The organism is Pantoea sp. SYBGC1 (assembly GCF_057197005.1).
In genome coordinates this window covers 338521-364796 of the sequence record NZ_JBXUNM010000001.1, presented here as the reverse complement: position 1 = coordinate 364796, position 26276 = coordinate 338521, and the positions used below count along the sequence as shown (strand labels likewise).

Annotated in this window: 27 protein-coding genes and 1 tRNA gene; 14 read left to right on the top strand and 14 right to left on the bottom strand. The window is 56.2% G+C overall.

Going from position 1 to position 26276, the window contains the following annotated elements; all coding sequences use genetic code 11:
* Nucleotides 1-5: 5 nt before the first annotated feature.
* Nucleotides 6-1070: a mechanosensitive ion channel family protein gene (locus AC2CF9_RS01770; protein WP_190314978.1), complete on the bottom strand. Its 1065-nt coding sequence runs from the start codon at nt 1068-1070 to the stop codon at nt 6-8.
* Nucleotides 1071-1804: 734 nt separating this feature from the next.
* Between AC2CF9_RS01770 and dtpA the strand changes: the two genes are divergently transcribed.
* Entirely contained in the window at nt 1805-3304 is a 1500-nt protein-coding gene (gene dtpA, locus AC2CF9_RS01765; RefSeq protein ID WP_484556107.1) for a dipeptide/tripeptide permease DtpA, read from the top strand.
* A gap of 168 nt (nt 3305-3472) precedes the next feature.
* The gene (gene gstA / locus AC2CF9_RS01760; RefSeq protein WP_484556106.1) at nt 3473-4078 is read left to right on the top strand and encodes a glutathione transferase GstA; all 606 of its coding nucleotides are present in this window, start codon (nt 3473-3475) and stop codon (nt 4076-4078) included.
* 41 nt (nt 4079-4119) lie between these two features.
* Here gstA and pdxY read toward each other — a convergent pair whose 3' ends face one another.
* From pdxY to anmK, 5 genes are all read right to left on the bottom strand, one after another.
* Nucleotides 4120-4980 carry a pyridoxal kinase PdxY gene (gene pdxY, locus AC2CF9_RS01755; protein ID WP_484556105.1) on the bottom strand — a complete coding sequence of 287 codons (861 nt, stop codon included), beginning with the start codon at nt 4978-4980 and terminating at the stop codon, nt 4120-4122.
* A gap of 54 nt (nt 4981-5034) precedes the next feature.
* Nucleotides 5035-6309, bottom strand: coding sequence for a tyrosine--tRNA ligase (tyrS, locus tag AC2CF9_RS01750; protein WP_150017450.1), 1275 nt, complete (start codon nt 6307-6309; stop codon nt 5035-5037).
* Between the two features lie 138 nt (nt 6310-6447).
* On the bottom strand, nt 6448-7104 hold the full coding sequence (gene pdxH, locus AC2CF9_RS01745; protein WP_039384163.1) for a pyridoxamine 5'-phosphate oxidase: 657 nt from the start codon (nt 7102-7104) through the stop codon (nt 6448-6450).
* Between the two features lie 19 nt (nt 7105-7123).
* Complete coding sequence (locus AC2CF9_RS01740; RefSeq protein ID WP_484556433.1) at nt 7124-7444, bottom strand: MliC family protein; 321 nt, start codon at nt 7442-7444, stop codon at nt 7124-7126.
* Nucleotides 7445-7465: 21 nt separating this feature from the next.
* Nucleotides 7466-8587: an anhydro-N-acetylmuramic acid kinase gene (gene anmK, locus AC2CF9_RS01735; protein WP_150017479.1), complete on the bottom strand. Its 1122-nt coding sequence runs from the start codon at nt 8585-8587 to the stop codon at nt 7466-7468.
* Nucleotides 8588-8864: 277 nt separating this feature from the next.
* Here anmK and slyB point away from each other — a divergent pair, with 277 nt between their 5' ends.
* A complete protein-coding gene (gene slyB, locus AC2CF9_RS01730) occupies nt 8865-9332 on the top strand; it encodes an outer membrane lipoprotein SlyB (RefSeq protein ID WP_150017448.1) in 468 nt (155 codons plus the stop codon).
* A 39-nt stretch (nt 9333-9371) separates the two neighbouring features.
* Here slyB and slyA read toward each other — a convergent pair whose 3' ends face one another.
* From slyA to AC2CF9_RS01705, 5 genes are all read right to left on the bottom strand, one after another.
* Entirely contained in the window at nt 9372-9809 is a 438-nt protein-coding gene (slyA, locus tag AC2CF9_RS01725; RefSeq protein WP_039384157.1) for a transcriptional regulator SlyA, read from the bottom strand.
* A 194-nt stretch (nt 9810-10003) separates the two neighbouring features.
* Nucleotides 10004-10471, bottom strand: a complete 468-nt coding sequence (locus tag AC2CF9_RS01720) for a hypothetical protein (RefSeq protein ID WP_484556104.1) — start codon at nt 10469-10471, stop codon at nt 10004-10006.
* A gap of 125 nt (nt 10472-10596) precedes the next feature.
* On the bottom strand, nt 10597-11115 hold the full coding sequence (gene sodC, locus AC2CF9_RS01715) for a superoxide dismutase [Cu-Zn] SodC (RefSeq protein ID WP_484556103.1): 519 nt from the start codon (nt 11113-11115) through the stop codon (nt 10597-10599).
* 81 nt (nt 11116-11196) lie between these two features.
* Nucleotides 11197-12093, bottom strand: a complete 897-nt coding sequence (locus AC2CF9_RS01710) for an aldo/keto reductase (RefSeq protein WP_484556102.1) — start codon at nt 12091-12093, stop codon at nt 11197-11199.
* Nucleotides 12094-12157: 64 nt separating this feature from the next.
* A complete protein-coding gene (locus AC2CF9_RS01705) occupies nt 12158-12427 on the bottom strand; it encodes a DUF1289 domain-containing protein (RefSeq protein ID WP_162287178.1) in 270 nt (89 codons plus the stop codon).
* Nucleotides 12428-12610: 183 nt separating this feature from the next.
* On the opposite strand from AC2CF9_RS01705, the gene eptA reads away from it, so the two are divergent.
* From eptA to rnt, 5 genes are all read left to right on the top strand, one after another.
* Nucleotides 12611-14248: a phosphoethanolamine transferase EptA gene (gene eptA / locus AC2CF9_RS01700; protein WP_484556101.1), complete on the top strand. Its 1638-nt coding sequence runs from the start codon at nt 12611-12613 to the stop codon at nt 14246-14248.
* A 39-nt stretch (nt 14249-14287) separates the two neighbouring features.
* On the top strand, nt 14288-14890 hold the full coding sequence (locus AC2CF9_RS01695) for a TetR/AcrR family transcriptional regulator (RefSeq protein ID WP_484556100.1): 603 nt from the start codon (nt 14288-14290) through the stop codon (nt 14888-14890).
* A gap of 41 nt (nt 14891-14931) precedes the next feature.
* On the top strand, nt 14932-16029 hold the full coding sequence (nemA, locus tag AC2CF9_RS01690; RefSeq protein ID WP_113655489.1) for an alkene reductase: 1098 nt from the start codon (nt 14932-14934) through the stop codon (nt 16027-16029).
* A gap of 96 nt (nt 16030-16125) precedes the next feature.
* Complete coding sequence (gloA, locus tag AC2CF9_RS01685) at nt 16126-16533, top strand: lactoylglutathione lyase (RefSeq protein ID WP_039384137.1); 408 nt, start codon at nt 16126-16128, stop codon at nt 16531-16533.
* A 108-nt stretch (nt 16534-16641) separates the two neighbouring features.
* Nucleotides 16642-17325, top strand: coding sequence for a ribonuclease T (rnt, locus tag AC2CF9_RS01680; RefSeq protein ID WP_150017442.1), 684 nt, complete (start codon nt 16642-16644; stop codon nt 17323-17325).
* Nucleotides 17326-17363: 38 nt separating this feature from the next.
* Here rnt and AC2CF9_RS01675 read toward each other — a convergent pair whose 3' ends face one another.
* A complete protein-coding gene (locus AC2CF9_RS01675) occupies nt 17364-17696 on the bottom strand; it encodes a Grx4 family monothiol glutaredoxin (RefSeq protein ID WP_021506217.1) in 333 nt (110 codons plus the stop codon).
* 352 nt (nt 17697-18048) lie between these two features.
* On the opposite strand from AC2CF9_RS01675, the gene AC2CF9_RS01670 reads away from it, so the two are divergent.
* Nucleotides 18049-18837, top strand: coding sequence for a C40 family peptidase (locus AC2CF9_RS01670; RefSeq protein WP_484556099.1), 789 nt, complete (start codon nt 18049-18051; stop codon nt 18835-18837).
* A 297-nt stretch (nt 18838-19134) separates the two neighbouring features.
* Nucleotides 19135-20160 carry an HTH-type transcriptional repressor PurR gene (gene purR / locus AC2CF9_RS01665; RefSeq protein ID WP_039384130.1) on the top strand — a complete coding sequence of 342 codons (1026 nt, stop codon included), beginning with the start codon at nt 19135-19137 and terminating at the stop codon, nt 20158-20160.
* Here purR and punR read toward each other — a convergent pair.
* Nucleotides 20157-21068: a DNA-binding transcriptional activator PunR gene (gene punR, locus AC2CF9_RS01660; protein ID WP_150017440.1), complete on the bottom strand. Its 912-nt coding sequence runs from the start codon at nt 21066-21068 to the stop codon at nt 20157-20159. The genes purR and punR overlap by 4 nt on opposite strands.
* A gap of 108 nt (nt 21069-21176) precedes the next feature.
* Here punR and punC point away from each other — a divergent pair, with 108 nt between their 5' ends.
* Together punC and cfa are read left to right on the top strand one after the other, a co-directional pair.
* Nucleotides 21177-22370 (top strand): purine nucleoside transporter PunC, encoded by a 1194-nt coding sequence (punC, locus tag AC2CF9_RS01655; RefSeq protein WP_150017439.1) that lies wholly within the window; start codon nt 21177-21179, stop codon nt 22368-22370.
* 272 nt (nt 22371-22642) lie between these two features.
* Nucleotides 22643-23791 (top strand): cyclopropane fatty acyl phospholipid synthase, encoded by a 1149-nt coding sequence (gene cfa, locus AC2CF9_RS01650; RefSeq protein ID WP_484556098.1) that lies wholly within the window; start codon nt 22643-22645, stop codon nt 23789-23791.
* Nucleotides 23792-23825: 34 nt separating this feature from the next.
* Here cfa and AC2CF9_RS01645 read toward each other — a convergent pair whose 3' ends face one another.
* Nucleotides 23826-24482, bottom strand: coding sequence for a riboflavin synthase (locus AC2CF9_RS01645; RefSeq protein WP_039384122.1), 657 nt, complete (start codon nt 24480-24482; stop codon nt 23826-23828).
* Nucleotides 24483-24671: 189 nt separating this feature from the next.
* Here AC2CF9_RS01645 and AC2CF9_RS01640 point away from each other — a divergent pair, with 189 nt between their 5' ends.
* Both AC2CF9_RS01640 and AC2CF9_RS01635 read left to right on the top strand, forming a co-directional pair.
* Complete coding sequence (locus tag AC2CF9_RS01640; protein WP_150017437.1) at nt 24672-26045, top strand: MATE family efflux transporter; 1374 nt, start codon at nt 24672-24674, stop codon at nt 26043-26045.
* A 154-nt stretch (nt 26046-26199) separates the two neighbouring features.
* A tRNA-Val gene (locus AC2CF9_RS01635) sits at nt 26200-26276 on the top strand.

Here is a 26276-nt window from a genome sequence, read left to right as displayed (position 1 = left end):
CGGGTTTACGCTTCCGGATGGCTCAGCGTAGCCCGTACATGTGGCAAACACTGCGGATAGTGCTGCTGAATAAACTCAATCATCTTTTCCCGCACGTAGCAGCGTAAGTCAAACGCGGTAGGCGAGTTGTGTGCCGTCATCAGCAGCCTGATCGTCATGGTTTTTTCGGTTGTTTCCGTTACCTGCAGCACCTGCGTTTCCCGATCCCAGAGCCGGGTTTCATTGAGCACTTTCTCAAAATGCTCGCGCAGCGGTTCCAGCGGCATAGAGTAATCAAGATAAAGAAAGACGGAACCTAAAATCTGCGCGTTATTACGTGTCCAGTTCTGGAACGGGTTTTCTGTAAAATAGGTTATCGGCAATACCAGCCGGCGCAGATCCCAGAGACGCACCACAACATAGGTCAGATTAATTTCTTCAATCCAGCCCCACTCTTTTTCTACCACCACCGCATCATCAATTTTTATCGGCTGCGTAAAGGCAATCTGAATACCGGCAAACAGATTGACCAGCGACTTCTGCAACGCAAAGCCGATAATAATACCGGCAACGCCTGCCCCGGCGAGAATCGTCGTGCCAAACTTACGCACACCCGGAAAACTGAGCAAAATCAACGATAAGCAGAGCGTCACCAGCACAACAATCACAACTTTTTTTACATACATGATCTGCGTGCGGATTTTTCGCGCGCGCAGGTTATTTGAGATATTAATGTCATAACGGATAAAGAGCATGTCCTGCGCGACATTGATCATCCTGATCATCAGCGAGCAGAAGGATAATATAATAAAGATGTGCAGAGCAGCATTAATAAAGCCCAGTGACTCCGGCTGAATATTCACATAATCTACGCCGGCGCTGATGAATAACAGCGGTAAAATAAGAAACATCGAGCCGCGCAGATGTTTTTCGAGAGACTTAAACAGTTTTTTATCACGTCCCTGCCAGTAACGAATCAGGCTGAGAAGGATATATCGCGCCAGAAAACCCAGTGCGAGCGACAGTGTGACGAGTAATACAGCAGGCACCCATTGCGGAGCACCAGATAACTCACCTAGTATCAACGGCATCATTTTCCCTCATGGTTTACTGACAGCACTGCACCGCCAGTACGCTCAACATCTGGCCGGTTTCGCGCCGGCCCCCGGAATTGTACTGACATGAGTATATGAAATTTATGATAAACAGCGTCTGCCCATAGCTGCTTATTCGTCTGAAAGGGTGAGTTGATGTTTCAGTTAAGCCGTGAACAGCGTTCAGCGCCGGCTGGCCTCAGCGTTTTCGTTCGTTTCCTTCGCTAAAAAGAGGTTTGCTGCACTGACAGCGCGCTATTTCTTTTTTCATGCGGCTAATTAATTGGAAAATTTGTGCACTGGATCAACTAATTAGCTTTCCGGAAACCCCGGCGCACTCTTTTAGCTCAATAATCAACCTATTGTGCTCATAATTCACGCTACAGTAGCATCATATATCGTACAAATATTCTTCAACAGGCTGTTGTTCCGCTTTATGCCTCTCAGGCGGTTTGTTTCAGTAAAGGGGTTAACCAAACTTATGCGCTGTGCGTTTATTCTGTTACAATTGCTTTACACCCTATTAAACACTAAACCACTGCGTTTAGCCGCAGCAATTGCTCTGCCGGCATCCGCTACGCCAGCGTGTAAAAAATGCTTGCCCTGTGGCCCCGATTCAGCCAAATTAGGCGCCGTTTTTCCTTTCTAATAACAATGTTGCGCGGGATAACCCAGACCGACGCAGACTTAATTCCTGTTACAAAACAGGCGATGTATAAACTGAGGTACACGTGTCAACTGCAAACAAACACACTGACGAGGCAGTAAGCCTCAACGCCTTCCGGCAACCTAAAGCATTTTATCTGATCTTCTCTATCGAGCTGTGGGAGCGTTTCGGCTACTACGGCTTACAGGCCATTATGGCCGTCTATCTGGTCAAACAGCTGGGGATGTCTGAAGCGGACTCCATTACGCTGTTTACCTCCTTTAGCGCCCTGGTTTACGGTCTGGTGGCTATCGGCGGCTGGCTGGGCGACAAAGTACTCGGCACCAAGCGCGTCATTGTGCTGGGCGTCATGGTGCTGGCACTCGGCTATGCGCTGATCGCATTTTCCGGGCATGACACCACGCTGGTTTACGTCGGCATGGCGACCATTGCCGTGGGCAGCGGCCTGTTCAAAGCGAACCCCTCTTCGCTGCTTTCGACCTGCTACGCCAAAGACGATCCGCGCATCGACGGCGCGTTTACCATGTTCTATATGTCGATCAACATCGGCTCGCTGTTCTCCATGATGCTGACGCCGTGGCTGGCAGCAAAATATGGCTGGGGTGCCGCTTTCTCTCTCTCCGTCGTGGGGCTGGTGATCACGCTGCTTAACTTCCTGTTTTTTAAGCGGCTGGTGAAAGAGTATGGGTCAAAGCCCGATTTTGCTCCGCTGCAGGTGGGTAAACTGCTGCTGACCATCGTGGGCGTTGCAGTGCTGATCGCACTCGCCACCTGGCTGCTGCATCATCAAAGCATTGCACGCATAACGCTCGGCGTTGTTGCACTGGGCATTGTGCTGATCTTTGCCAAAGAAGCGTTCACGCTGCAGGGTGCAGCGCGCCGTAAAATGATTGTGGCGTTTCTGCTGATGGTGGAAGCGATTGTCTTCTTTGTGCTCTATATGCAGATGCCGACTTCGCTCAACTTCTTTGCGATCCGCAACGTTGAACACGCCATTTTCGGCATCGCGTTTGAGCCGGAGCAGTTCCAGGCGCTGAATCCGTTCTGGATCATGGTCGCCAGTCCGCTGCTGGCCGCAGTCTATAACAAGCTGGGCGATAAGCTGCCGATGCCGCACAAATTTGCCATTGGCATGGTGCTCTGCTCCGGCGCGTTTCTGGTGTTGCCGCTCGGCGCCAGCTTTGCGAATCAGGCAGGAATTGTCTCCGTTAACTGGCTGATCCTGAGCTATGCCCTGCAGAGTATTGGTGAGCTGATGATCTCCGGCCTGGGTCTGGCCATGGTCGCGCAGCTGGTGCCACAGCGTCTGATGGGCTTTATCATGGGCTCATGGTTCCTGACTACCGCAGGCGCAGCGATGATCGCCGGTAAAGTGGCCAATCTGATGGCGGTGCCGCAGGACGTAACCGATCCGCACACTTCACTGGCGGTCTACAGCCAGGTATTCCAGCAGATTGGTATTGCCACCGCTGTGATTGCCCTGCTGATGCTGGTTACCGCCCCGCTGCTCAACCGTATGACGCAGGATACCGCTGAGGGTGCGCTGAAGCGCGCCAGCGAGTAACGCTCTCCGGCTCCGCGCTGCGCACGCCTGTTACTGCGCACCGGAGCCGCTTTTCAGCGAATAAGCCCCTTCCCATCTCTCTTTTTCCCTTGTAGTTTACTCAGAGTCCGCTATCCGGCGTGCCATATTTGTCACGTCACTCATATCATTTGTTGAGGAGATGCAACAATGAAACTCTATTGCAAGCCCGGCGCCTGTTCCCTCTCTCCCCATATCGTCGCCCGCGAATGCGGCCTCGACTTTACGCAGGTCAATGTTGATTTGCAGAAGAAGCTGACGGAACAGGGTGAGGATTACTGGCAGATTAACCCTAAAGGTCAGGTCCCGGCGCTGCAGTTTGATGACGGGACGATACTGACTGAAGGCGTGGCGATTGTGCAGTATCTGGCGGATCTCAAACCTGATTACCATCTGCTGGCCCCGACCGGCAGCCTGACGCGCTACCATACGCTGGAGTGGCTGAGCTTTATCAGCAGCGAGCTGCATAAAGGGTTTACGCCGCTGTTCCGTCCCGATACGCCAGAGGCGTACAAACCGCAGCTGCGTGCTCAGCTGGAGAAGAAGTTTCAGCTGGTCAATGCGGCGCTGGAAGATAAGCAGTGGCTGCTGGGCACGCGATATACCGTAGCCGATATCTATCTGTATGTGGTGACGCGCTGGGCGAAAGCGGTGAAGCTGCAGCTGGATGAGATGCCGGCGCTGGAAGCGTGGTTTGCCCGCGTGGGTGAGCGTCCGGCGGTTCAGGCGGCGCTGCAGGCAGAGGGTCTGGCGTAAACAGTGTGACAGGCCGGCGCTGAAACCGGCCTGCCGTACGATCAGAGTTTTTCTGCCGCGAAATGCTGCTGCGGCTGCGCGATAACATCCTGTGCCGCGACCAGCTGCAGCTCATACTCACCCATTTCATGGGTTTTCAGCATCACTTCATATACCGCTGCAGTAACATGCTCCAGCGCCTGCTGCAGCGATTTACCGTGCAGCAGATCCACCAGCAGCAGACCGCTGGTCAGATCGCCTACGCCTACCGGCTGACGTACGCCAAAGTCCACCAGCGGACGGCTGATATGCCAGCACTCATCAGCGGTAACCAGCAGCATCTCAAAGCGATCGCTGCGCCGGCCGGCACGGGCCAGATGTTTAACCAGCACCACTTTCGGTCCCTGCGCAATCAGCAGACGCGCCGCATCCACCGCCTGCTCAACGTCAGCCACCGTTTGTCCGCTCAGCATTTCCAGCTCAAGCAGGTTAGGTGCTATCAGATCGCTGGCGGGCAGCGCCTGTTTGCAGTGAAACTCCGCCACACCCGGCGCCACAATACAGCCTTTCTCAGGATGCCCCATCACCGGATCGCAGAAAAACCAGGCGTCCGGGTTGGCGGCTTTGACTTCGCGCACAATCGCCAGAATCTGCTCGCCCTGTTCGGCGGAACCCAGATAACCGCTGAGTACGGCATCACAGGTTTTAAGGCGATCGATGGCGGCAATACCTTTGACAATATCGGTCAGATGGCTGGCCAGCATTACCGTACCGGTCCAGTGACCATACTGCGTGTGATTGGAAAACTGAACGGTATTGAGTGGCCAAACGTTTGCGCCCATGCGACGCATCGGGAATTCTGCCGCGCTATTACCGGCGTGGCCAAACACCACATGAGACTGAATTGCGAGAATATTTTTCATTATAACCCTGTACTGCCTTGCCATGAAAAAGGGCCGGAAACCGGCCCTGACATCTTACTGCCAGTTTATCAGGCAGTAGTGTTTTTTACCGCGACGCAGCAGCGTAAAGCGGCCAAACAGCTTGTCGCTGTCGCTGAAACGATACTCGGCATCCGCCTGTTTTTCTCCGTTTACAGAGACCGCATTAGAGCCGATCATCGTCCGGGCCTGGCCGCGCGACGGCACCAGCTCCGCGGCAACCAGCGCCTGCTGCAGATCGTCTTCCGCGCTGAGCGAGATAACCGGCATACCGTCCTGTGCCAGCTGCTCAAAGTCTGCTTCGGTCATGTCGCTCAGGCTGCCTGAGAACAGGCTCTCGGTGATCCTTCTGGCCGCAGCCAGTCCTGCATCACCATGCACCAGGCGCGTGACCTGCTCGGCCAGCACGTACTGGGCGCGTGGCGCTTTGCCGCTGTTTTTGTCCTCTTCTTCGAGCGCGTTAATCTCATCCAGGCTCATAAAGGTAAAGAACTTCAGGAAGCGGTAGACATCTGCGTCAGCGGTGTTGATCCAGAACTGGTAGAACTTGTAAGGGCTGGTTTTCTTCGCGTCCAGCCAGACCGCGCCGCCTTCCGTTTTGCCGAACTTGGTGCCATCTGATTTTGTGATAAGCGGCACGGTCAGGCCAAAGGCCTGCTGCTGATGCAGACGGCGGGTCAGGTCGATACCGGAGGTGATATTTCCCCACTGATCGGAGCCGCCAATCTGCAGCACCACGCCATAACGCTTGTAAAGCTCGGCAAAATCGTAGCCCTGCAGCAGGTTGTAAGAGAACTCCGTGTAAGAGATCCCCTGATCCTCACGATTCAGACGCTGTTTAACCGCTTCCCGGTTAATCATCTGATTAACAGAGAAGTGCTTGCCGATATCGCGCAGGAAAGTCAGCACGTTCATGCCGCCAAACCAGTCGTAGTTGTTAGCGGCGATAGCGCTGTTATCGCCGCAGTCAAAGCTGAGGAACGGGGCAACCTGGTTGCGGATCTTCTCTACCCACTCGCCTACGGTTTCACTGGTGTTGAGTTTACGCTCCGCGGCTTTAAAGCTGGGATCGCCAATCAGACCGGTGGCTCCGCCTACCAGCGCAACCGGCTTGTGACCGGCATCCTGAAAACGCTTCAGGCAGAGCAGCGGCACCAGATGGCCCAAATGCAAGCTGTCGGCGGTAGGGTCAAAGCCGCAATAGAGGGCAATTGGCCCTTGCGCCAGTCGCTCTGCTAACGCTTCTTCATCCGTTACCTGGGCCACAAGGCCACGTTCCTGCAATTGTTGTATCAGGTTACTGCTGGTCATCACTGACTCCAAATTGATCGGGCTGCACCTAAGCTGGTACACAGCTTTCCGCTACGATGCGGAGACGAAAAAAAAGAGGGCTATAGCATAAAGCGCTGACGCACACGGCGCCAGCGCTGAAACGGGGAAAAGCGGGTTTTACGGTGCTAACCGGTCAATCGTCCAGCCATTCTCACTGCGCTGATAGAGAAAACGATCGTGCAGCCGGTGTTCGCCGCCCTGCCAGAACTCAATGGCAGAAAAGCGCACGCGATATCCGCCCCAGAACGTGGGCAGCGGGACGTCGCCCTGCTGAAATTTCTGCGTGAGTTCCAGAAACTTGCTCTCCAGTACGCTACGCGCGGAGATACGGCTCGACTGTTTTGAAACCCAGGCACCAATCTGGCTATCGCGGGGGCGGCTATGGAAATATTTTATGACCTCCAGCGGCGAGAGTTTCTCTGCCTCGCCAAGCACCATCACCTGACGCTCCAGAAAGTGCCACGGCAGATGCAGCGAGATGCGCGGATTTTCTGCCAGCTGCAGCGCCTTGCGGCTGCCAAGGTTAGTGTAAAAGACGAAGCCTGCAGCATCGTAGTGCTTAAGCAGCACAATGCGCTGATAAGGCTGGCCGCTGCTGTCCACCGTCGCCACCGTCATGGCGGTGGGATCGGGCAGCTGCGCAGCACACGCCTGCTGCAGCCACTGTTCAAACAGAACCAGAGGATCGTCCGGCAAATCTTTGCGCCGCAAGCCGCCGCGGGTATATTCCCGGCGCAGATGGGCAATCTGTTGCAGGCTGTCGCTGTCGCTCATAGCGTCTCTCTTAATCATATTAAGGCCGGTTGATGTTCGCCGCGTCCTGCAGTTCGCAGTCGTTGATGATAATTCTGTCATTGCGCTCAACAAAAGCGCTGTTGCCTTTCGACCAGAAAACGTAGTGGTCGTCACTGTAGCGCGCGCCCGATGCGGAGACGGTCTGTTTCAGCGTCAGCGGCTTGCCATCAAGAATAAAGCTGACCTCTTCTTTACTGTTATCCAGCGTGACCGTCAGCGGCAGCGTACCGCACTGGTAGTGCAGCGTTTCGGGCTGCGGTGCCGGCTGCTGCAGCATACCGCAGCCGCTCAGCAGCACCAGGCAGCCTGCTGCCAGCATATATCTCTTCATGACTTCTCCTTATCGTGTCGACCGGCTATTTGCCGGATAGATAGCACCCAGCACGCTCATTTCACGCGCTCCGGTGACCGCAGGCAGATTGCCTGGCAGGCCAGAGAGGGTCCGGAACGCCAGCCAGGCAAAGGCCAGCGCTTCCATGTCATCTCCGCTGACGCCCGCAGCATCGGTGGTGGTCACCTCGGTGCCGGGAAGATGCGCCGCGAGCCGCGCCATCAGCAGCGGGTTGCGACCGCCGCCGCCGCATACCAGCAGACGATCGCAGCCGTTGCTGAGCTGGATCTGTTGTACAATTGTCAGCGCCGTCAGCTCGCTCAGCGTAGCCTGAACATCCTCCGGGGCCAGCGCAGGGAATGCCTGCAGCTGACGCTCTATCCAGCCGGGATTGAAGTATTCGCGGCCGGTACTTTTCGGCGGCGGCAGCGCAAACCAGGGATCGTTCAGCATCTGCTCCAGCAGCGCGGGCACCACCTGCCCGCTGGCGGCCCAGGCCCCGTTATGATCGTAGCTCACTCCCTGATGACGCCAGATCCAGGCGTCAATCAGCATGTTGCCGGGGCCGGTATCAAAGCCCCGTACCGGCTGCCCCGGGATCAGCAGCGACAGATTAGCGATGCCGCCGATGTTCAGCACCATACGGCGTTCACTGCTGTCCATAAGCAGCGCCTGATGAAACGCAGGCACCAGCGGCGCGCCCTGCCCGCCCAGCGCCATATCGCGCCGGCGAAAATCGCCTACCACGGTCACGCCGGTGGCGGCAACCAGCTGGTTATTATCGCCAATCTGCAGCGTATTAGGGGCGGCGCTGCCGGGCTCATGCCAGACGGTTTGTCCATGGCAGCCGATGGCCATGATGTCATCGGCTTCCAGCGCCTGCTGACGCATCAGGGTCAGTACCGCCTCGGCGAACAGCTTACCCAGCTCGGTATCCAGCTGCCCGAGCTGCGACAGCGTCAGCGGCTGCCCCTGGCATATAGCCAGTACCTTTTGCCGCAGTGCGGGGGGAAAAGGATGACAGTAACTCGCCTGCTGCGCCACCATGTGACGGTCGATCGCCGCCAGCACCACATCTACGCCATCCAGACTGGTGCCTGACATTACTCCGATATAGCGTCCTGACTTTATCACGATAGCTCCTCGTTATCCGGCGGGTGCCGGCGCCGGCACTCTGCTGATGCCGCCTTTCTAATATGATGATAACTTTCTGCTTTTCACTCTGCCATGCGCAGTACAGCAGAGCGGAAATATTTTTACCGGCGGATTGAATTTTTGTTGATGAGGCATACTCTATGCTGCGACTCTGGTACTGATTGTGCGGCATGGCATCCATGCGTCGCTTTCTGTCTTATACTCTGTGCAGAGCAGGATGAGAACATGGCGTTTTTTATAAAGGAGCTTTCTGATGATTAAGCGTTTCATAGCCGTGGCCCTCGCTGGTGTAACGCTGGCAGGCTGTGTCAGCAATGACACCCTCTCAGGCGATGTTTACAGCGCCAGTGAAGCCAAGCAGGTCCAAAATGTATCATACGGTACGCTGGTGTCAGTGCGCCCGGTTAAGATTCAGGGTGGCGATGACAGCAATGTTATTGGCGCTATTGGCGGTGCGGTGCTGGGTGGTTTCCTGGGTAACACCATCGGCGGTGGTGCAGGTCGCAGCCTGGCGACGGCAGGCGGTGCGGTACTGGGCGGCGTTGCGGGCCAGGGCGTACAGGGAGCCATTAACAAATCTAACGGCGTTGAGCTGGAAATCCGCAAAGATGATGGTAATACCATCATGGTCGTGCAGAAGCAGGATGCGAGCCGCTACTCACCAGGCCAGCGCGTGGTACTGGCCTCTAACGGCAGCCAGGTCACGGTCTCTCCGCGCTAACTCTGTTGCGCAAAAAAACCGACGCCTGGCGTCGGTTTTTTATTTTTCGCGATGCTGTAGTTCGAGAATATTTTTTTCAAGCCGCGCAATCAGCGTAACCATCTGATTGATCTCTTCGGCGCTGATGCCAGCCAGAATATCGTCGCGGGTTGCATCAATAACGTGCTCTACCTGCCCGATAATCGGTGCGGCTTCTTTGGTCAGCCTGATGCGTTTCGCCCGCCGATCGTTTGCGCAGGTAGAGCGGGTGATCAGCCCCTTCTCTTCCAGCTGATCCAGCGTGCGCACCAGCGAAGGCTGCTCAATACCGATCGCTTTAGCCAGCTGGATCTGCGACTGTTCTGGCGGAAGTTGATGAATATTATGCAAAGTCACCCAGTGCGTTTGTGTCAGCTCCAGCGGCTTCAGGCGCTGATCGATTAACGCGCGCCAGATGCGCACCAGGCGCGACAGGTCGGTTCCAAGTGGCGTATCCATTTCATCTCCTTATAATTAGCTTGCTAGCTATCAAGCCAGATTTTACACCATTTTGCGAGTTTACAGGACAAAATACAAATAGCAGGCCAGCCCTGTGGCGGCTGCGCCAGGGTATGTGGCTTAACTGCTTGTAAAGTCCCTGACCACTCGCGAAGCGTGCGCTGGCTCAGCTACAGCAGGCACTGCCGGAGTAGTTACCGACAATATTTTGCCCACTGATTCTGAAAATCGGTTTGCAGCTGCGCCAGCGTTTTACGATCTTCAAACCGGCTTTTATCCTGTTCGCTCTCCGGCCTGATCACCAGCGCTTTTTCATCATAAGAGTAGATAAAGCGGCGGGTCAGCGTGGTTCCGGTAAAGCTGCGCCCCTGAATTGAGCCGCAGACCACCGGGATAGTCTGCGTATAGATTGCCGTATTGAGGAAATTAGTTTCGCTGGCGCTGCGCAGCACGTTCTGGCAATGGTGCTTCTCCAGCTGCTGCACGCTATGCGGCGTCAGCCACTCCCGGCCGCGGGCGATATGCTCGCAGCTGACGCGCAGCGGACTGGTATCTATATTGCGCTGCAGCTGACGGCTGGCGTCGAGACGCAGCTGCGTATCCCTGGGCCGATCGCACCCTGCAAGTAACAGTGCCAGTAGCACTATCCCTAAGCTTTTCATTCCTGCCCCTGAGTGGTTCCCTGACTGTATCGCTATGATAGAGCGGAATAATCGTACTGAGTAGCATTAAACGGTGTCAGAATTTTATTGCAGCGGGCAGCTCTTACTGCGCTACCCGCTGTCGATCAGATTACGCCGCAGGCAAGACGCGCCCCTCCGCCTCCCAGCGGTTCAGGATGATCGGCATGGTTATCACCGCCCACGTGAACCATCAGCGCCTTACCTTTAATATCACTGAGCGATTTCAGACGCGGTGCAACCACCGGATAGCTGGCTTTGCCGTCATCTGTGACATAGAGAGCCGGCAGATCGCCGAGGTGCCCGTCGGCATAAGGGCCGAGGTGCTTGCCGCTGTTCTGCGGATCAAGATGGCCACCCGCAGCGCCGGCGGCCACGGTTTTCCCCTGCGACTCGCCAGGTTCACAGCTGCCTTTAGCATGCACATGGAAACCATGAATGCCCGGTTTCATACCGGATAACGCCGGGGTAAATTGCAGACCGTAGTCCGTTTCCGTAATGGTCACTTTACCCACGGCCTCGCCGACGCCCTGGGCGGAAACCTGATGCAGCGTGACCTCCTGAGAAGCAGCACTGGCACCGGCCGAACAGGCCAGCGTCATAAGAGCAATAAGCGTTCTTTTCATAACGTCTCCTTACGGTTGATAGACCCGATAAGTCTGGACGCTTTTTGCCCGCGCTGCTGCAGGTTGACGAAGCTTTACGCTTCAGGGCACATCGTAGCCGAGCGCGGCTTTACGGATCCGGAACCACTGCTGGCGATTAAGCGTCAGCGCAGCCGCCTCTGCCGCCTGACCGATGCGGCCGGTTTTACCGGAGCCGATGATCGGCAGTGGCCGGCATGGCAGCATCATGATCCAGGCATAGACCACCTGCTCAATCGTGGCCGCACCGATCTCCTGCTGAACCTGGCTCAGCTCGTCGCGCAGCGGCTGGTAGTGTGGATCGCTGAACAGACGGCCGCCGCCGAGGCAGGACCACGCCATAGGACGCATCCGCGCCTGCTGACACTGATCGAGCGTGCCATCCAGCAGCGCGGTCTGCTCCAGCGGCGAGATCTCCAGCTGGTTAGTCACCAGCGTGAACGGCAGGCGCGACTGCAGCAGCGAAAACTGCGCCGGGGTAAAATTCGAGACGCCAAAATGACGCACTTTACCGCTCTGATGCAGCTGCATAAACGCTTCGGCCACTTCATCGGCATCCATCAGCGGATCGGGACGATGGATCAGCAGCAGGTCGAGGTAGTCAGTCGCAAAATGCGTGAGCGAGTTTTCCGCACTGCGAAGAATATGGCTGGCATCGGTGATGTAGTGTCCGATTTGATGCTCAGGTTTGGCCCGCGTTGCGATGCCGCACTTAGTGACAATCTGCAGCTGTTCGCGCAGCTGTGGCGCCAGGCGCAGCGCAGCCCCAAACGCCGCCTCACACTGATAATCGCCATAGATGTCCGCATGATCGACCGTGGTCAGCCCGAGGGAGAGATGATACTCAATAAATGAGACCAGCTGCTGTGGTGTCATCCCCCACTCCATTAGCCGCCAGTAGCCGACTACCAGAGGAGAGAACGCCGGCCCCTGAGGGGAGATGGCCTGAGGTTGTAACATAACAAAACTCCCTGCATTGAATGTTAAAAAAGGGAGTATAACGAAATGAGGACAGAAGCGGCGTTTAAAACAGCGAGGGCTGCTGCGGATCCTGATCCGCATCCGGCTTTTGCTGACGCTGCAGGCGCAGATAGCGCTGCCGGCACAGCCTTAGCACTTCACGCTTCTGCGCATCGCTGAAGCGCATCCAGTTAAAACGCTCTTCACGACTTCGCAGGCAGCCGCGACAATAGCCGCGCGCATCGGTCTGACAGATGCCGCGACAGGGGCTGGGTACCGGGAAAAACTCGAGTTGTTCAGCCACATCTGCCTCTGATTCGCTACTGGATAACATAGTGATAACAGTTTCCGCGTGAACTGCAAGCGGCGGGCAAAAAGAAAGCGTGCCTGCCCGGCTCTCTGAACTAATCAATAAGTGTTATTTAACTTTAACAATAATGCCATCTGCAGGGCGTTTAAGGTTATCCTCAGATTTCTTCTCTATTGTGCGTCCATTCTGACTTGATAATGAACCTCAATGAAATCTGCCATTAAGTTACAGTGTCACGAAAACCGGTTTAATCTGCTGGCTGCCCTGCTGTTCGCGTTGATTCTGAACGCGCTGTTTCTGCATCAGGCGTGGAAAATCATTACGTATACCCGACTGCACGACTACCTTTTTGCTGCCAGCATGCCGGTCGTGCTGACGGCCGCATTCTATCTCCTGTTTTGCCTGTTTGCCTGGCCGTGGGTACGTAAGCCACTGTTGATTGTCCTGGTGCTGATCAGTGCAGCAGCCAGCTACTTTATGTTCAGCTTTGAGACGGTGATCGACACCAATATGGTGGCCAACGTCTTTGAGTCCAGCGTGCAGGAGGCGGATGCGCTGGTAAGCCCGCGCTGGCTGGTCTGGATGCTGCTAATGGGGCTGCTGCCGGTGCTGCTGATCGCCTTCGTGCGCGTCAGACGCAGTCAGCGCTGGTGGTGGAGCATCCTGCAGCGGCTGGCGGGAGCGCTGGGGGCGCTGCTGGTGATCCTGCTGATGGCAGCCCTGTTCTACAAAGATTATGCGTCACTGATCCGTAACAACAAAGGGCTGGTAAAAATGATCACGCCAGCCAATGTGATCAGCGGCGCCGGCCACTATGTTGATAAGCGCTATCTGCAGGGCAGCCAGGCGCTGATTAAAATCGGTCAGGATGCCCGCAAAGGCCCGCTAATCGCGCAGGCGGCTAAAAAAACGCTGGTGGTGCTGGTTGTCGGAGAAACGGCACGCGCGGAGAACTTTTCGCTGGGCGGCTATGCGCGCCAGACCAATCCGGAACTGCAGAAGCAGCAGGTGATTTACTATCCGCATGCGACCTCCTGCGGCACCGAGACGGCGGTTTCTGTACCCTGTATGTTCTCGGTGATGCCGCGCGAGCATTACGATGCTGACCTGGCACATCACCAGGAGGGCGTACTGGATGTGCTGGCGCACGCCGGAGTCAGCGTATTGTGGCGTGAGAATGATGGCGGCTGTAAAGGCGCCTGCGACCGCGTGCCGCACACTGACATGACGCAGTGGTCGTTACCGCAATACTGCCATAGCGGATTCTGCCTCGATGACGTGCTGCTGCATCGCTTCGATAACTACGTTGACAGTTTACATAACGACAGCGTGATCGTGCTGCATCAGATGGGAAGCCACGGCCCGGCCTACTATCTGCGCTATCCGGCTGCGTTCCGCCGTTTTACACCCACCTGCGACAGTAATCAGATTCAGGATTGCGATCCGCAGGCGCTGGTCAACACCTACGACAATACCCTGCTTTATACCGACAGCATGCTGAGCCAGACTATCGACAAGCTGAAAGCGCTGAGCGACCGCTTTAACGTGGCGCTGGTCTATCTTTCGGATCACGGCGAGTCGCTGGGCGAACACGGTATGTACCTGCACGGTGCGCCCTGGATGCTTGCCCCGTCACAGCAGACGCACATTCCGCTGCTGATGTGGTTTTCACCCGGCTATGCCAGCGCGTTTCATCTGGATGAAACCTGTCTGCGGCAGCAGGCCGCAACGCAGCCGGTCTCCCAGGATAACCTGTTTCATACGCTGCTGGGCCTGTTCGATATCCGGACACAGGTTTATCAGCCGCAGCTGGATATGATCAAATCGTGCCAGCAGAAAAGCTGACGCTTGCATTAGACCGACTGGTCTACTAGGCTTCTGCTCATGAATAAAAGTGTGCAACGTAATGAAACCCGTGAACACCTGCTCGCTACCGGCGAGCAGGTTTGTCTGCAGCGCGGCTTTACCGGAATGGGACTCAACGAAGTGCTCACGCTGGCGGCCGTGCCAAAAGGGTCCTTCTATTACTATTTCCGCTCTAAAGAGGCGTTTGGCGTCGCGCTGCTGGAGCGCTATTTCGTCAATTATCTGCAGCAGATCAATCAGCAGCTGACCCTGCCATCCCTGCCCGCGCGTCAGCGGCTGCTGGCGCATTTTCGTTCAGGCCAGCAGCTGTTTACTGAGCAGGGGCTTATTATGGGCTGCCTGGGCGTCAAGCTGTCGGCTGAGGTATGCGATCTCTCAGAGCCGATGCGCGATGCGCTGCAGCGCGGCGCCAGCGCCATTATTGCCGCTTACGCACACTGCCTGACCGAGGCTGCGGCTGAACAGCCGCTGCTATTTAATCAGACTCCGGTGCAGCTTGCGCAGCGTTGCTACCTGCTCTGGCTGGGCGCCAGCCTGCAGAGTAAAATTTCCCGCGAGCCCGATCCAATTAATCTGGCACTCAGCACTATCGAACAGTGGCTTAACGGCCCGCATTTTTAAAACAGATGTTTATAGACGACCGGTCTAATAGAGGAATTACTATGGCGAGCAAACAGCTATTTTCCCCGCTGAAAGTGGGTGCAGTTACCGTTCCTAACCGCGTATTTATGGCACCGCTGACGCGGCTGCGCAGCATTGAGCCGGGTGATGTTCCCACGCCGATGATGGCTGAGTACTACCAGCAGCGTGCCGGAGCGGGCCTGATCATTACTGAAGCGACGCAGGTCTCTTTTCAGGCTAAAGGCTATGCGGGCGCACCGGGCCTGCATACGCAGCAGCAGATTGATGCCTGGAAGATGATCAACGAAGGTATTCACGCTGCTCAGGGCCACGTTGCGGTTCAGCTGTGGCATACCGGCCGCATTTCGCATTACAGCGTGCAGCCCGAGGGCAATGCACCGGTTGCGCCGTCTGCCCTGCCAGCCGGTACCCGTACCTCGCTGCGCGCCGCTGACGGCAGCGTGTATCGCGAAGAGACCTCCGTGCCGCGCGAACTGACCGTCGATGAAATTAAACAGATTGTGCAGGATTTCGGCCAGGCTGCAGCCAATGCCCGCGAGGCTGGCTTTGACCTGCTTGAGCTGCACTCAGCGCACGGCTATCTGATGCACCAGTTCCTGTCGCCTGACTCAAACAAGCGGGACGATGAGTATGGCGGCTCGATTGAAAAGCGCGGCCGCTTTGCGCTGGAAGTGGTGGATGCCGCGATCGCCAACTGGTCTGCCGATCGCGTCGGGATCCGCGTTTCACCTGTCGGGGCGTTCCAGAACCTGGAAAATGGCCCGGATGAAGAGGAAGCTGCGCTCTGGTATATCAGTGAACTGGGCAAACGCGGCCTGGCCTATCTGCACCTTTCTGAGCCAGACTGGGCGGGTGGCAAACCTTACACTGATGCGTTCCGCGAAAAAGTCCGCGCGGCTTTCCCCGGTGTGATCATCGGTGCCGGTGCCTACAGCGTGGAAAAAGCGGATGATTTGATCGCGCGCGGCCTGATTGATGCCGTGGCGTTTGGCCGCGACTTTATTGCCAACCCGGACCTGGTTGCCCGCCTGCAGCAGGATGCTCCGCTTAACCCGCAGCGCCCGGAGAGTTTCTACGGCGGCGGTGCGGAAGGTTACATCGACTACCCGACGCTGTAACCGGCAGCTGCCGCATAACGATGCGGCAGCCCCGTCACCCGCTATACTTGTACTGTTTCTGCGTCAAAATCTGACCATGTTAAAAAAGAGGATGTTATGCGTTTACTTCACACCATGTTACGCGTTGGCGATCTGCAACGCTCAATTGACTTCTATACCCGCGTACTGGGTATGCGCGTGCTGCGTCAGAGTGAAAATGCAGAATATAAATATACTCTGGCATTTGTTGGCTACACCGAAGAGAGCGAAGGTGCGGTCATTGAGCTGACCTATAACTGGGGTACGGAAAAATATGACCTCGGTAACGCCTATGGTCACATCGCGCTGGGCGTGGACGATGTCGCCGCCACCTGCGAGCGCATCCGCAGCGCGGGCGGCAACGTCACCCGTGAGGCGGGCCCGGTTAAAGGTGGCAGCACGATTATTGCGTTTGTTGAAGATCCCGATGGCTATAAAATTGAGCTGATTGAAAACAAGCATGCCGGCAATGGTCTTGGTAACTGATGCCTGACGCCAGCCCGCAAATTTGCGGGCTGGTTTTTCTCATCTGCTGCACCCTCCCGCCTTTTTTGCCATAATGCGCGCTGCCCTTTTCACTGCTATGAGATCCTGATGTCTGAATCGAACGCCCAGAACGCCCTTAACCAACGCTTTCGCGGCTTTTATCCGGTAGTTATTGATGTTGAAACCGCCGGTTTTAATGCGCAGACTGATGCACTGCTGGAGATTGCCGCCACGACCCTGAAAATGGATGAGGATGGCTGGCTGCAGCGTGACGAAACCCTGCATTTCCACATCGAACCCTTTGCAGGTGCCCTTCTTCATCCTGAAGCGCTGGCGTTTACCGGTATCGATCCTGCAAACCCGCTGCGCGGCGCAGTGAGCGAATATGAAGCGCTGCACGCCATCTTTAAACAGGTGCGCAAAGGGCTCAAAGAGAGCGGCTGCAACCGGGCGATTATCGTGGCGCATAATGCCAACTTTGATCACAGCTTTGTCACGGCGGCGGCTGAGCGTGCCAGCCTGAAGCGCAACCCCTTCCATCCGTTTGCCACCTTTGATACGGCAGCGCTGAGCGGGCTGGTACTGGGACAGACGGTGCTGGCGAAAGCGTGCAAGGCGGCAGGTATCGATTTTGACAGCACGCAGGCGCACTCGGCGCTCTATGATACAGAGCAGACGGCAATGCTGTTTTGCGAGCTGGTAAACCGCTGGAAGCGTTTAGGTGGCTGGCCGCTGGCGCTGAATGACGCTGAAGCAGAGAGCGAAGCCGCAGGCGAAAGCGCGGCAGAGTAAGAGAATAAAAAAGGCCGGCGCTGCGCCGGCCTTTTGATTTATTCCGCTTCTTTGTGCTTCTCAGCGGTTTCTTTGATCAGCGGCTGAAGTTCACCGCGCTGGAACATTTCAACGATGATATCGCAGCCGCCGACCAGCTCACCATCCACCCACAGCTGCGGGAAGGTTGGCCAGTTAGCGTATTTTGGCAGTTCAGCACGGATATCAGGATTCTGCAGGATATCGACATACGCGAAGCGTTCGCCACAGGCAGAGAGCGCCTGAACAGCCTGAGCTGAGAAGCCGCAGCTTGGCAGTTTTGGCGATCCTTTCATATACAGCAGGATCGGGTTTTCTGCGATCTGGCGCTGAATTTTTTCAACAGTACTCATTTTTGCCTTCCTTAATTCTTCACTTCGTGTTTGTTTATTGTAGCGACTTCATCCCGCGACTGAAATCGGGAATTTGCCTCGTTGCGGCATGAATCGCCATGTTTGTTAAGTTTGCCGCCACGGGCGTATGACGAAGTGTGTATTAATACACGATTAGCAATAAATATGCTGCGTTAACCGCCTGAAACCGCTCATTTTTGCTGCACAGCCCTTGTGTTGATGGATTTAATAAAAAAGACCTTACCTTTTGTAAAAAAAGTGGATTAGAATCAATCCGGCGCTGATCGCTGATCAGAATTTTCTAATATTGCCGCGGTCTGCTTCTGCAGCCTGCCGAACCTGTAACCGGACTATGCGTTTACTGATTACGCTTTTCATACTGGCTTTTGCTCAGCTGTTTTTTAACGTGGCCGCTGCTTCACCGCACAAGCCGGTTAACGCCAGCCTGCAGAAAGCGGAGAAAAAGAGTGCGCGCGACGATGAACGCCGCAAACGACGTCCGGTTAAAACCTCGGCTAAAAAAACACGCGTCACGCCCGTACAAAAAGTTAAATCGAAAAAAAGCCTGCACGCAGAACCGCCTGTGACTTCCCGTACCGCCCGTAAAAAAGCGCCCGCCCTCTCTGCCAGCAAAAAATATGGTCATCAGCGTACCAGCCGGAAAACAGCGGCAGCGGAAGAGAGTAATGATGCGCTGACCGGTATCAGGCTCAGCAAATCCCACCGCCTGCGCTATCAGAAGGCGCGTGAAACCGCCATGACTAAACTTATGGGCCAGCTGGGCAAACCTTATCAGTGGGGTGGCACCTCTCCGCTTACCGGATTCGACTGCAGTGGCCTGGTCTGGTACGCCTATAAAGATCTGGTCCGTTTCAAGCTGCCGCGCACGGCCAATGAAATGTATCATCTGCGCGATGCCGCTCCCATCAAGCGCGAAATGCTGGAGAAAGGCGATCTGGTGTTTTTCCGCATCAATAATCGCGGCACAGCCGATCATGTTGGCGTTTATCTGGGTAACGGCAAATTTATTCAGTCGCCGCGTACCGGCAAAGATATCCAGATCAGCGCGCTGGGTGAAGATTACTGGCAGAAGCACTATGTTGGCGCACGCCGCATGATGACGCCTAAAACCATTCGTTAGCAGTTGCGCAACATGCCGCGCGCGTCCCGGCCTGACTACACGCCAGTTGTCGGACTCTAAATATTTTCATCTGACCGCAGGTAAAAATCTCGTTTTATGCCCCTTGCCTTGCTAGAATCGCCGCCTTTCGTTGCGCAACACCTTTTGCGCACGCTGCTGTCATTATCTGTTGCGGTTAATTACTCGCCCTGAATCAGCCATTTTTACGCTGGAATGAGGCAGAAAACCCTGCGCAGACGCAAACGTTTAACACTATACTTATCATAAAGTTGCGATAGGTTTAAGAGGTCCATTTTCATGGCAACAATTAAAGATGTGGCAAAACGCGCTGGCGTATCAACGACCACGGTTTCGCACGTCATCAATAAAACGCGCTTTGTCGCTGAAGAGACGCGTAATGCCGTGTGGGAGGCGATTAAAGCGCTGCACTATTCTCCCAGCGCCGTGGCGCGCAGCCTGAAGGTTAATCACACTAAAACACTGGGGTTGCTGGCAACGTCCAGTGAAGCCCCCTACTTTGCTGAAATCATCGAAGCAATTGAAAATCACTGCTTCGCTCAGGGCTACACGCTGATTCTGGGCAACGCGCACAATGACCTGCAAAAGCAGCGCGCCTATCTGTCGATGATGGCGCAAAAGCGGGTAGATGGCCTGCTGGTGATGTGCTCTGAGTATCCGGACGATCTGCTTCAGATGCTGGAAGAGAATCGCAATATTCCGATGGTGGTCATGGACTGGGGCGCTTCCCGCGGTGATTTTACCGATACCGTGCAGGATAATGCCTTTCAGGGCGGCTACCTGGCCGGTCGTTACCTGATCGAGCGCGGTCATCGCGATATTGGCGCTATCCCGGGCCAGCTGGAGCGCAATACCGGCGGCGGACGGCACGCCGGCTTCCTGCAGGCGATGCAAGAGGCGGGGATCGCGGTGCGTGCGGAGTGGATCGTGCAGGGCGATTTTGAACCTGAGTCGGGTTATCAGGCGATGCAGCAGATCCTGAGCCAGAAGCAGCGTCCTACCGCTGTGTTCTGCGGCGGCGACATCATGGCAATGGGCGCGATCTGCGCCGCCGATGAGATGGGCCTGCGCGTTCCGCAGGATATTTCGGTGATCGGCTATGACAATGTGCGCAACGCCCGCTACTTTACGCCGGCGCTGACGACAGTGCATCAGCCCAAAGCTCAGCTGGGTGAAAAAGCGCTGGAGATGCTGCTGGACCGCATTACCAGTAAACGCGAAGAGCCGCAAACGATTGAAGTTCAGCCCAGCCTGATTGAGCGTCGCTCGGTCGGGGATGGTCCGTTTCGCGACTATCGCCGCTAAGCGCGGCGCTCGCTGAGCCACTCATGATTTAGCGTCTCAGCATCTCCCAGGTATTCCAGCAGCCAGGCCAGCGCCGGCGACGCCCGCTGCCCGGCCCAGCTGACGCAGCAGGGACTCTCCGGAAAAGGCTGCGGCAATATCAGCTCCACCAGCGCGCCGCTATCCAGTAGCGGCCGCGCCAGGTGTCCCGGGATCATCCCTACGCACAGGCCAGCCTGCAGGCAGTCGATTCCGGTTTCCCACTCCGGCACCACCAGCCGGCGCTGATTATCCAGCGTCCACGTCATACGGCGCGGTAGCGCGCGCGACGTATCTTCCAGCACCAGCGACGGCCAGGCGCGCAGCGCCTCTTCGTCAGGATGCGCGCTCTGCGCCAGTGGGTGATCCGGACTGACCACGCAGCGCCAGTTAAGGGCGCCCATATCCTGAAAAGCAAAGCGTCCGCCAACCGGGATCGCCTGCGTGGCACCAATGGCTACGTCAACCCGGCCATCAGCCAGCGCATCCCATACGCCGTTAAACACTTCATAGCTGATGATCAGCTCCATATCGGGAAAGTGGCGATAGAAATCTTTCACCAGCTGGCGCGTGCGCTGCGGCTTGACGATACAATCAACGGCAATAGTGAGCTGGCCGCGCCAGCCGTTGGCCAGCTGCTGACACTGCCGTCGCGTCGCCAGCATTTTTTTGATAACAGAGCGGCCTTCACGCACAAAATGCTCGCCGGCTGGCGTCAGAACCACTTCCCGATGCTGGCGTTCAAACAGCTCCACGGCCAGCCAGCTCTCCAGCTGCCTGATGGTATAGCTGATAGCAGAAGGCACGCGGTGCAGCTCCTGCGCTGCCGCGCTGAAACTGCCGGTGCGGGCGACGGCGTCCGCCACCTCAAGCGCATATTCAGACCACATATTTTTGCCTTCAAAAAATTTAACAGCACTCTGCAAATATTAGCGTTTCACAAAGCTGACTGCACCCTTTTACACTCCTCCGCGTTTCCCTGCCGAATGAGAAAAATAGTGATGTCATCTAAAGGATTTCTGCCCTATCTGGCGCTGCTGAGCATGCTCGGCTTTCTCGCCACGGATATGTATCTGCCCGCATTCAGCGATATGCAGCGTGATTTTGCCACCGCTCCGGGTGTTATCAGCGCCAGCCTGAGCCTGTTTCTGGCGGGCTTTGCCTGTGCGCAGGTGGGCTGGGGACTCCTCTCTGACCGAATTGGCCGCAAACCGGTTTTACTGGCGGGCCTCTCAATATTTGCCCTGAGCTGTCTGGCCATGCTGTGGGCCGACAACGTCTGGCTGATGCTGGCACTGCGCTTTATTCAGGCTGTGGGCGTCTGTGCCGCCGCCGTGAGCTGGCAGGCGCTGGTTATCGATCGCTACCCTAAAGCGCAGGCCAATAAAGTGTTTGCCACTATTATGCCGCTGGTGGCGCTCTCTCCTGCTCTGGCTCCGCTGCTGGGTGCCTGGCTGATGAGTCATTTTCACTGGCGCACTATTTTCCTGGTGCTGACGCTGATTACGCTGGTGCTGCTGGCAGGTACCCTCAGACTTCGTTCGCCGCGTATCTCTCAGGCGGCGCGCGGCGATCAGCCTGGCTGGCTGACGCTGCTCGCTACCCGCGCCTACAGTGGCAATGTGCTGATTTACTCCGCCTGCTCTGCCAGCTTCTTTGCCTGGCTGACGGGCTCCCCCTTTATTCTGGCGGCCGCAGGCTTAACCCCGGCCGATATCGGGCTCAGCTATGTGCCGCAGACGATGGCTTTCCTGATTGGCGGTTTTGGCTGTCGTGCGCTGCTTAATCGCTTTCAGGGCGCGCAGCTGCTGCCGTGGCTGCTGCTGATTTACAGCCTGAGCATTCTGAGCCTCTTTGCCGTTGCGCTGCTTCCCGCGCCGTCGCTCTTTGCCCTGCTGCTGCCTTTTTGCGGGATGGCGCTGGCAAACGGCGCTATCTACCCGATTGTGGTTGCCAGCGCGCTGGCGCCGTTCCCGCACGCCAGCGGTAAAGCAGCCGGTTTACAGAATCTGCTGCAGCTTGGCTTATGCTTCCTTGCCAGCCTGATTGTCTCGGCTGGTTTGCAGCAGGCGCTTTATCACACTACGCTGGTAATGGTAAGTACGGTGGTGCTCGCCTGGATGGGCTTCGCCTGGCAGCGCGCAACAGCAAAATCAGCCGATATCGCCCATCCCTGCGAAGACAACGCATAAGCCGGTCTGGTGCTATTTTGCCAGAGAGCGATCTGCCCGCCGTCCCGCGGCAGGTCGCTGTCTCTTCTGATATTCATAACAAGAACAGCGCTCCCGGTCTTACCGGGACAGCCTCTGCGTGCGGCCAGGCCGCTGCGCATTGCGTGAGTCCGGACTATTCATACCTCTGTTAATGTGGTTTAGCTGCGCACGGCACCACCCTGCGTTCTTTCACAGACCTGATGCAGATCCTTCTGTTTCCCGGGTCCTATTTACAAGGTGATGGAGAAGCTATGAGTTCATCATGTGCAGAAGCAGTCACTCCCGAAGAGAATGCGTGGTTTCGTATTGCCCGGGAGTTACTTGAACAGGCAAATATTCGCGTTAATGGTTCACGACCGTGGGATATTCAGGTTCATCATGCTGACTTTTTTAAGCGCGTGATACAGGAAGGCTCACTGGGTCTGGGCGAAAGTTACATGGATGGGTGGTGGACGTGCGAACGACTGGATATGTTTTTTCAGCGCGCGCTCAGACATCATCTCGATCACCAGCTGCCGCACCACTTCAAAGATACGCTGCGCATCGCCGCTGCACGGCTGACCAATCTGCAATCAAAAAAGCGCGCCTGGCAGGTCGGCAGAGCGCACTACGATTTGGGTAATGACCTGTTCAGCCTGATGCTGGACCCGTATATGCAGTACTCCTGCGGCTACTGGCATCATGCGGACACGCTGGAAGCGGCGCAGGAAGCCAAGCTGGATCTGATCTGCCGTAAACTGCAGCTTGAACCCGGCATGTCTCTGCTGGATATCGGCTGCGGCTGGGGCGGGCTGGCGGAGTTTGCTGCCCGCCGCTACGGTGTCAGCGTATATGGCGTCACTATCTCCCAGGAGCAGCAAAAGATGGCACAGCAGCGCTGCGCCGGGCTGGACGTCACGATACTGCTGCAGGATTATCGCGACCTTGAGCAGCAGTTTGACCGCATCGTTTCCGTCGGGATGTTTGAGCACGTTGGCCCGAAAAATTATGCGACCTATTTCAGTGTGGTTAACCGCAACCTGAAACCCGGCGGCCTCTTTCTGCTGCACACTATCGGGGCGGTAAGAACCGATATGCGGGTAGATCCGTGGATCGATAAATATATTTTCCCGAATGGCTGCCTGCCCTCTGTGCGACAGATAGCGGACGCCAGTGAGCCTTATTTTATTATGGAAGACTGGCACAACTTCGGGACCGATTATGACACCACGCTCATGGCGTGGCATACGCGTTTCCTGGCGGCGTGGCCGCAGCTCTCTGCCCGCTATGATGAGCGTTTTAAGCGTATGTTCAGCTACTATCTCAATGCGTGTGCAGGTGCCTTTCGCGCCCGGGATATTCAGCTGTGGCAGGTGATGTTCAGTCGCGGCTATGAAGGCGGGCTGCGCGTTGCGCGCTAGGTTAAAAAGGCGCGCTGCGCGCCTTTACTGAAGTTTATTCTGCCGGTCCGGCCGGCGCTGTTGCCGCGGCAATCAGGGCGGCTTCACGCTGCGCCATAACGCGCTCAACGGTATCCACAATCGCCTGCGTTTGCGGATCGATTTCGATATTGACCTTATGCCCCAGCTTTTTGCTTCCCAGCGTGGTGCGCTCCAGCGTTTCCGGGATCAGGTGGACGCAGAATTTGGTTTTGGTTACATCGCCGACCGTCAGGCTGATGCCATCAATACCGATATAGCCTTTGCGCAGAATATATTTTATCTGTTCTGCATCCTGCAGTCTGAACCAGACTTCGCGGTTATTTTCCGACTGAATGATTTTGCAGATTTCAGCGGTGGTCATAATATGACCCGACATCAGGTGTCCGCCAATTTCATCGCTGAATTTAGCCGCACGCTCAATATTGACTCTGTCACCCACCTGCAGCGCACCCAGATTGGTAATGCGCAGCGTCTCTTTGATCAGGTCAAAGCTGACCCGATCCTCTTCGATGGCCGTTACGGTCAGGCAGCAGCCGTTGTGCGCCACAGACGCCCCCAGCTCCAGCCCTGGCAGCAGGGCTGCATCAAGACGTACAGTATGAGTGCGAAACAGCTCTTTCTCTTCAATGGCGACGATTTCCGCCACGCCCTGCACAATACCCGTAAACATAACTATCCTCTCCACGCGTTTGTCTTAGCTTATCACAGCCTGCCAGCACAACTTAATTTGCGCATGCGCAATGGTTGCATAAAAGGCAAATAAATTTGTTATCATTATTTGTTCCGCGTGCGGGCTCTGGCTGCATTGAGCGCGCATTCGCCGGGAATAATTTCTCTCTCTTAATTAAACAGGTGATACGTGCAGAAGTATTTAACAGAAGCGCGTCAGCTGCTGGCCCTCGCAATCCCGGTGATCCTCGCTCAGGTAGCCCAGACTGCGATGGGATTTGTAGATACCGTTATGGCCGGTGCGGTAAGCGCCACGGATATGGCCGCCGTTGCTGTTGGCACCTCTATCTGGCTTCCCGCCATTCTTTTTGGCCACGGTCTGCTACTGGCACTGACGCCAGCCGTTGCGCAACTCAACGGGTCCGGACGACGTGAACGCATTGCCGAGCAGGTGCGCCAGGGGTACTGGCTGGCGCTGGCCGTGTCGCTTGTCATTATGGTTGTGTTATGGAACGCGGGCTATCTTATCCGCGCAATGCATGACATTGACGCCGATCTGGCCATTAAAGCGGAAGGTTACCTGCATGCGCTGCTCTGGGGGGCACCGGGCTATCTTTTTTTCCAGGTGGCGCGTAACCAGTGCGACGGTCTGTCTAAAACCAAACCCGCCATGCTGCTGGGCTTTCTCGGGCTGCTGACCAACATTCCGCTGAACTACATCTTCATTTATGGCCACTTTGGTATGCCGCGTCTCGGCGGCGTGGGGTGCGGCGTGGCAACCGCCTCCGTCTACTGGGTGATGTTTCTGGTGATGCGCTTCTGGCTCCGGCGTATGCCGGCGATGCGCGATATTCGCATGGCCTCACGCTGGTCAGCGCCCTCGCGCGCTATTCTCACGCGGCTCTTTTCGCTGGGATTACCGGTAGCGCTGGCGCTGTTCTTTGAAGTTACGCTGTTTGCCGTAGTGGCGCTGCTGGTTTCACCACTGGGCATTGTGAATGTCGCAGGACACCAGATCGCGCTTAACTTCAGCTCACTGATGTTTGTCCTGCCGCTGTCGCTGGGGGTAGCCACCACGATTCGCGTGGGTCACCGGCTGGGTGAAGGCTCGGCGGAAGGTGCACGCACCGCCGCCTGGACCGGTCAGGGCGTGGGCATCGCCATGGCGGCCTGCACTGCCCTGTTTACCGTCACGTTCCGTCACGATATCGCCGCGCTCTATACGGCGAACCCTGCGGTCATTACGCTGGCTGCCCAGCTGATGCTGCTGGCTGCGATCTATCAGTTCTCCGATTCGATTCAGGTTATCGGCAGCGGGATCCTGCGCGGTTATAAAGATACCCGCTCGATCTTTTTCATTACGCTGATCGCTTACTGGGTATTGGGACTGCCGGCAGGCTATATCCTGGCGCTGACTGACTGGATTGTTCCGGCGCTGGGTCCGGCCGGATTCTGGTGCGGCTTTATTGTGGGCCTGACCTCTGCCGCCGCGATGATGATCTGGCGTATTCGCCGTATGCAGCGTCTGCCCGCAGAGGTTATTCTGGCGCGGGCGGCGCGCTAAGTGGCTGAGCGGGCGTTTATCTGGCCCGCAATGCTGAAAAAAGCGACGCTTCGCACAGATGCTGGTCAGTCGTTCCGATTATCTGTTTTTTTCCCTTGCCAGCTTTCCGGCGTACCGTTAATATTCGTCCCCGCTGTCGCCCTGACAGCGTGTTGCGCTCTTAGCTCAGTTGGTTAGAGCACCACCTTGACATGGTGGGGGTCGATGGTTCGAGTCCATTAGAGCGCACCA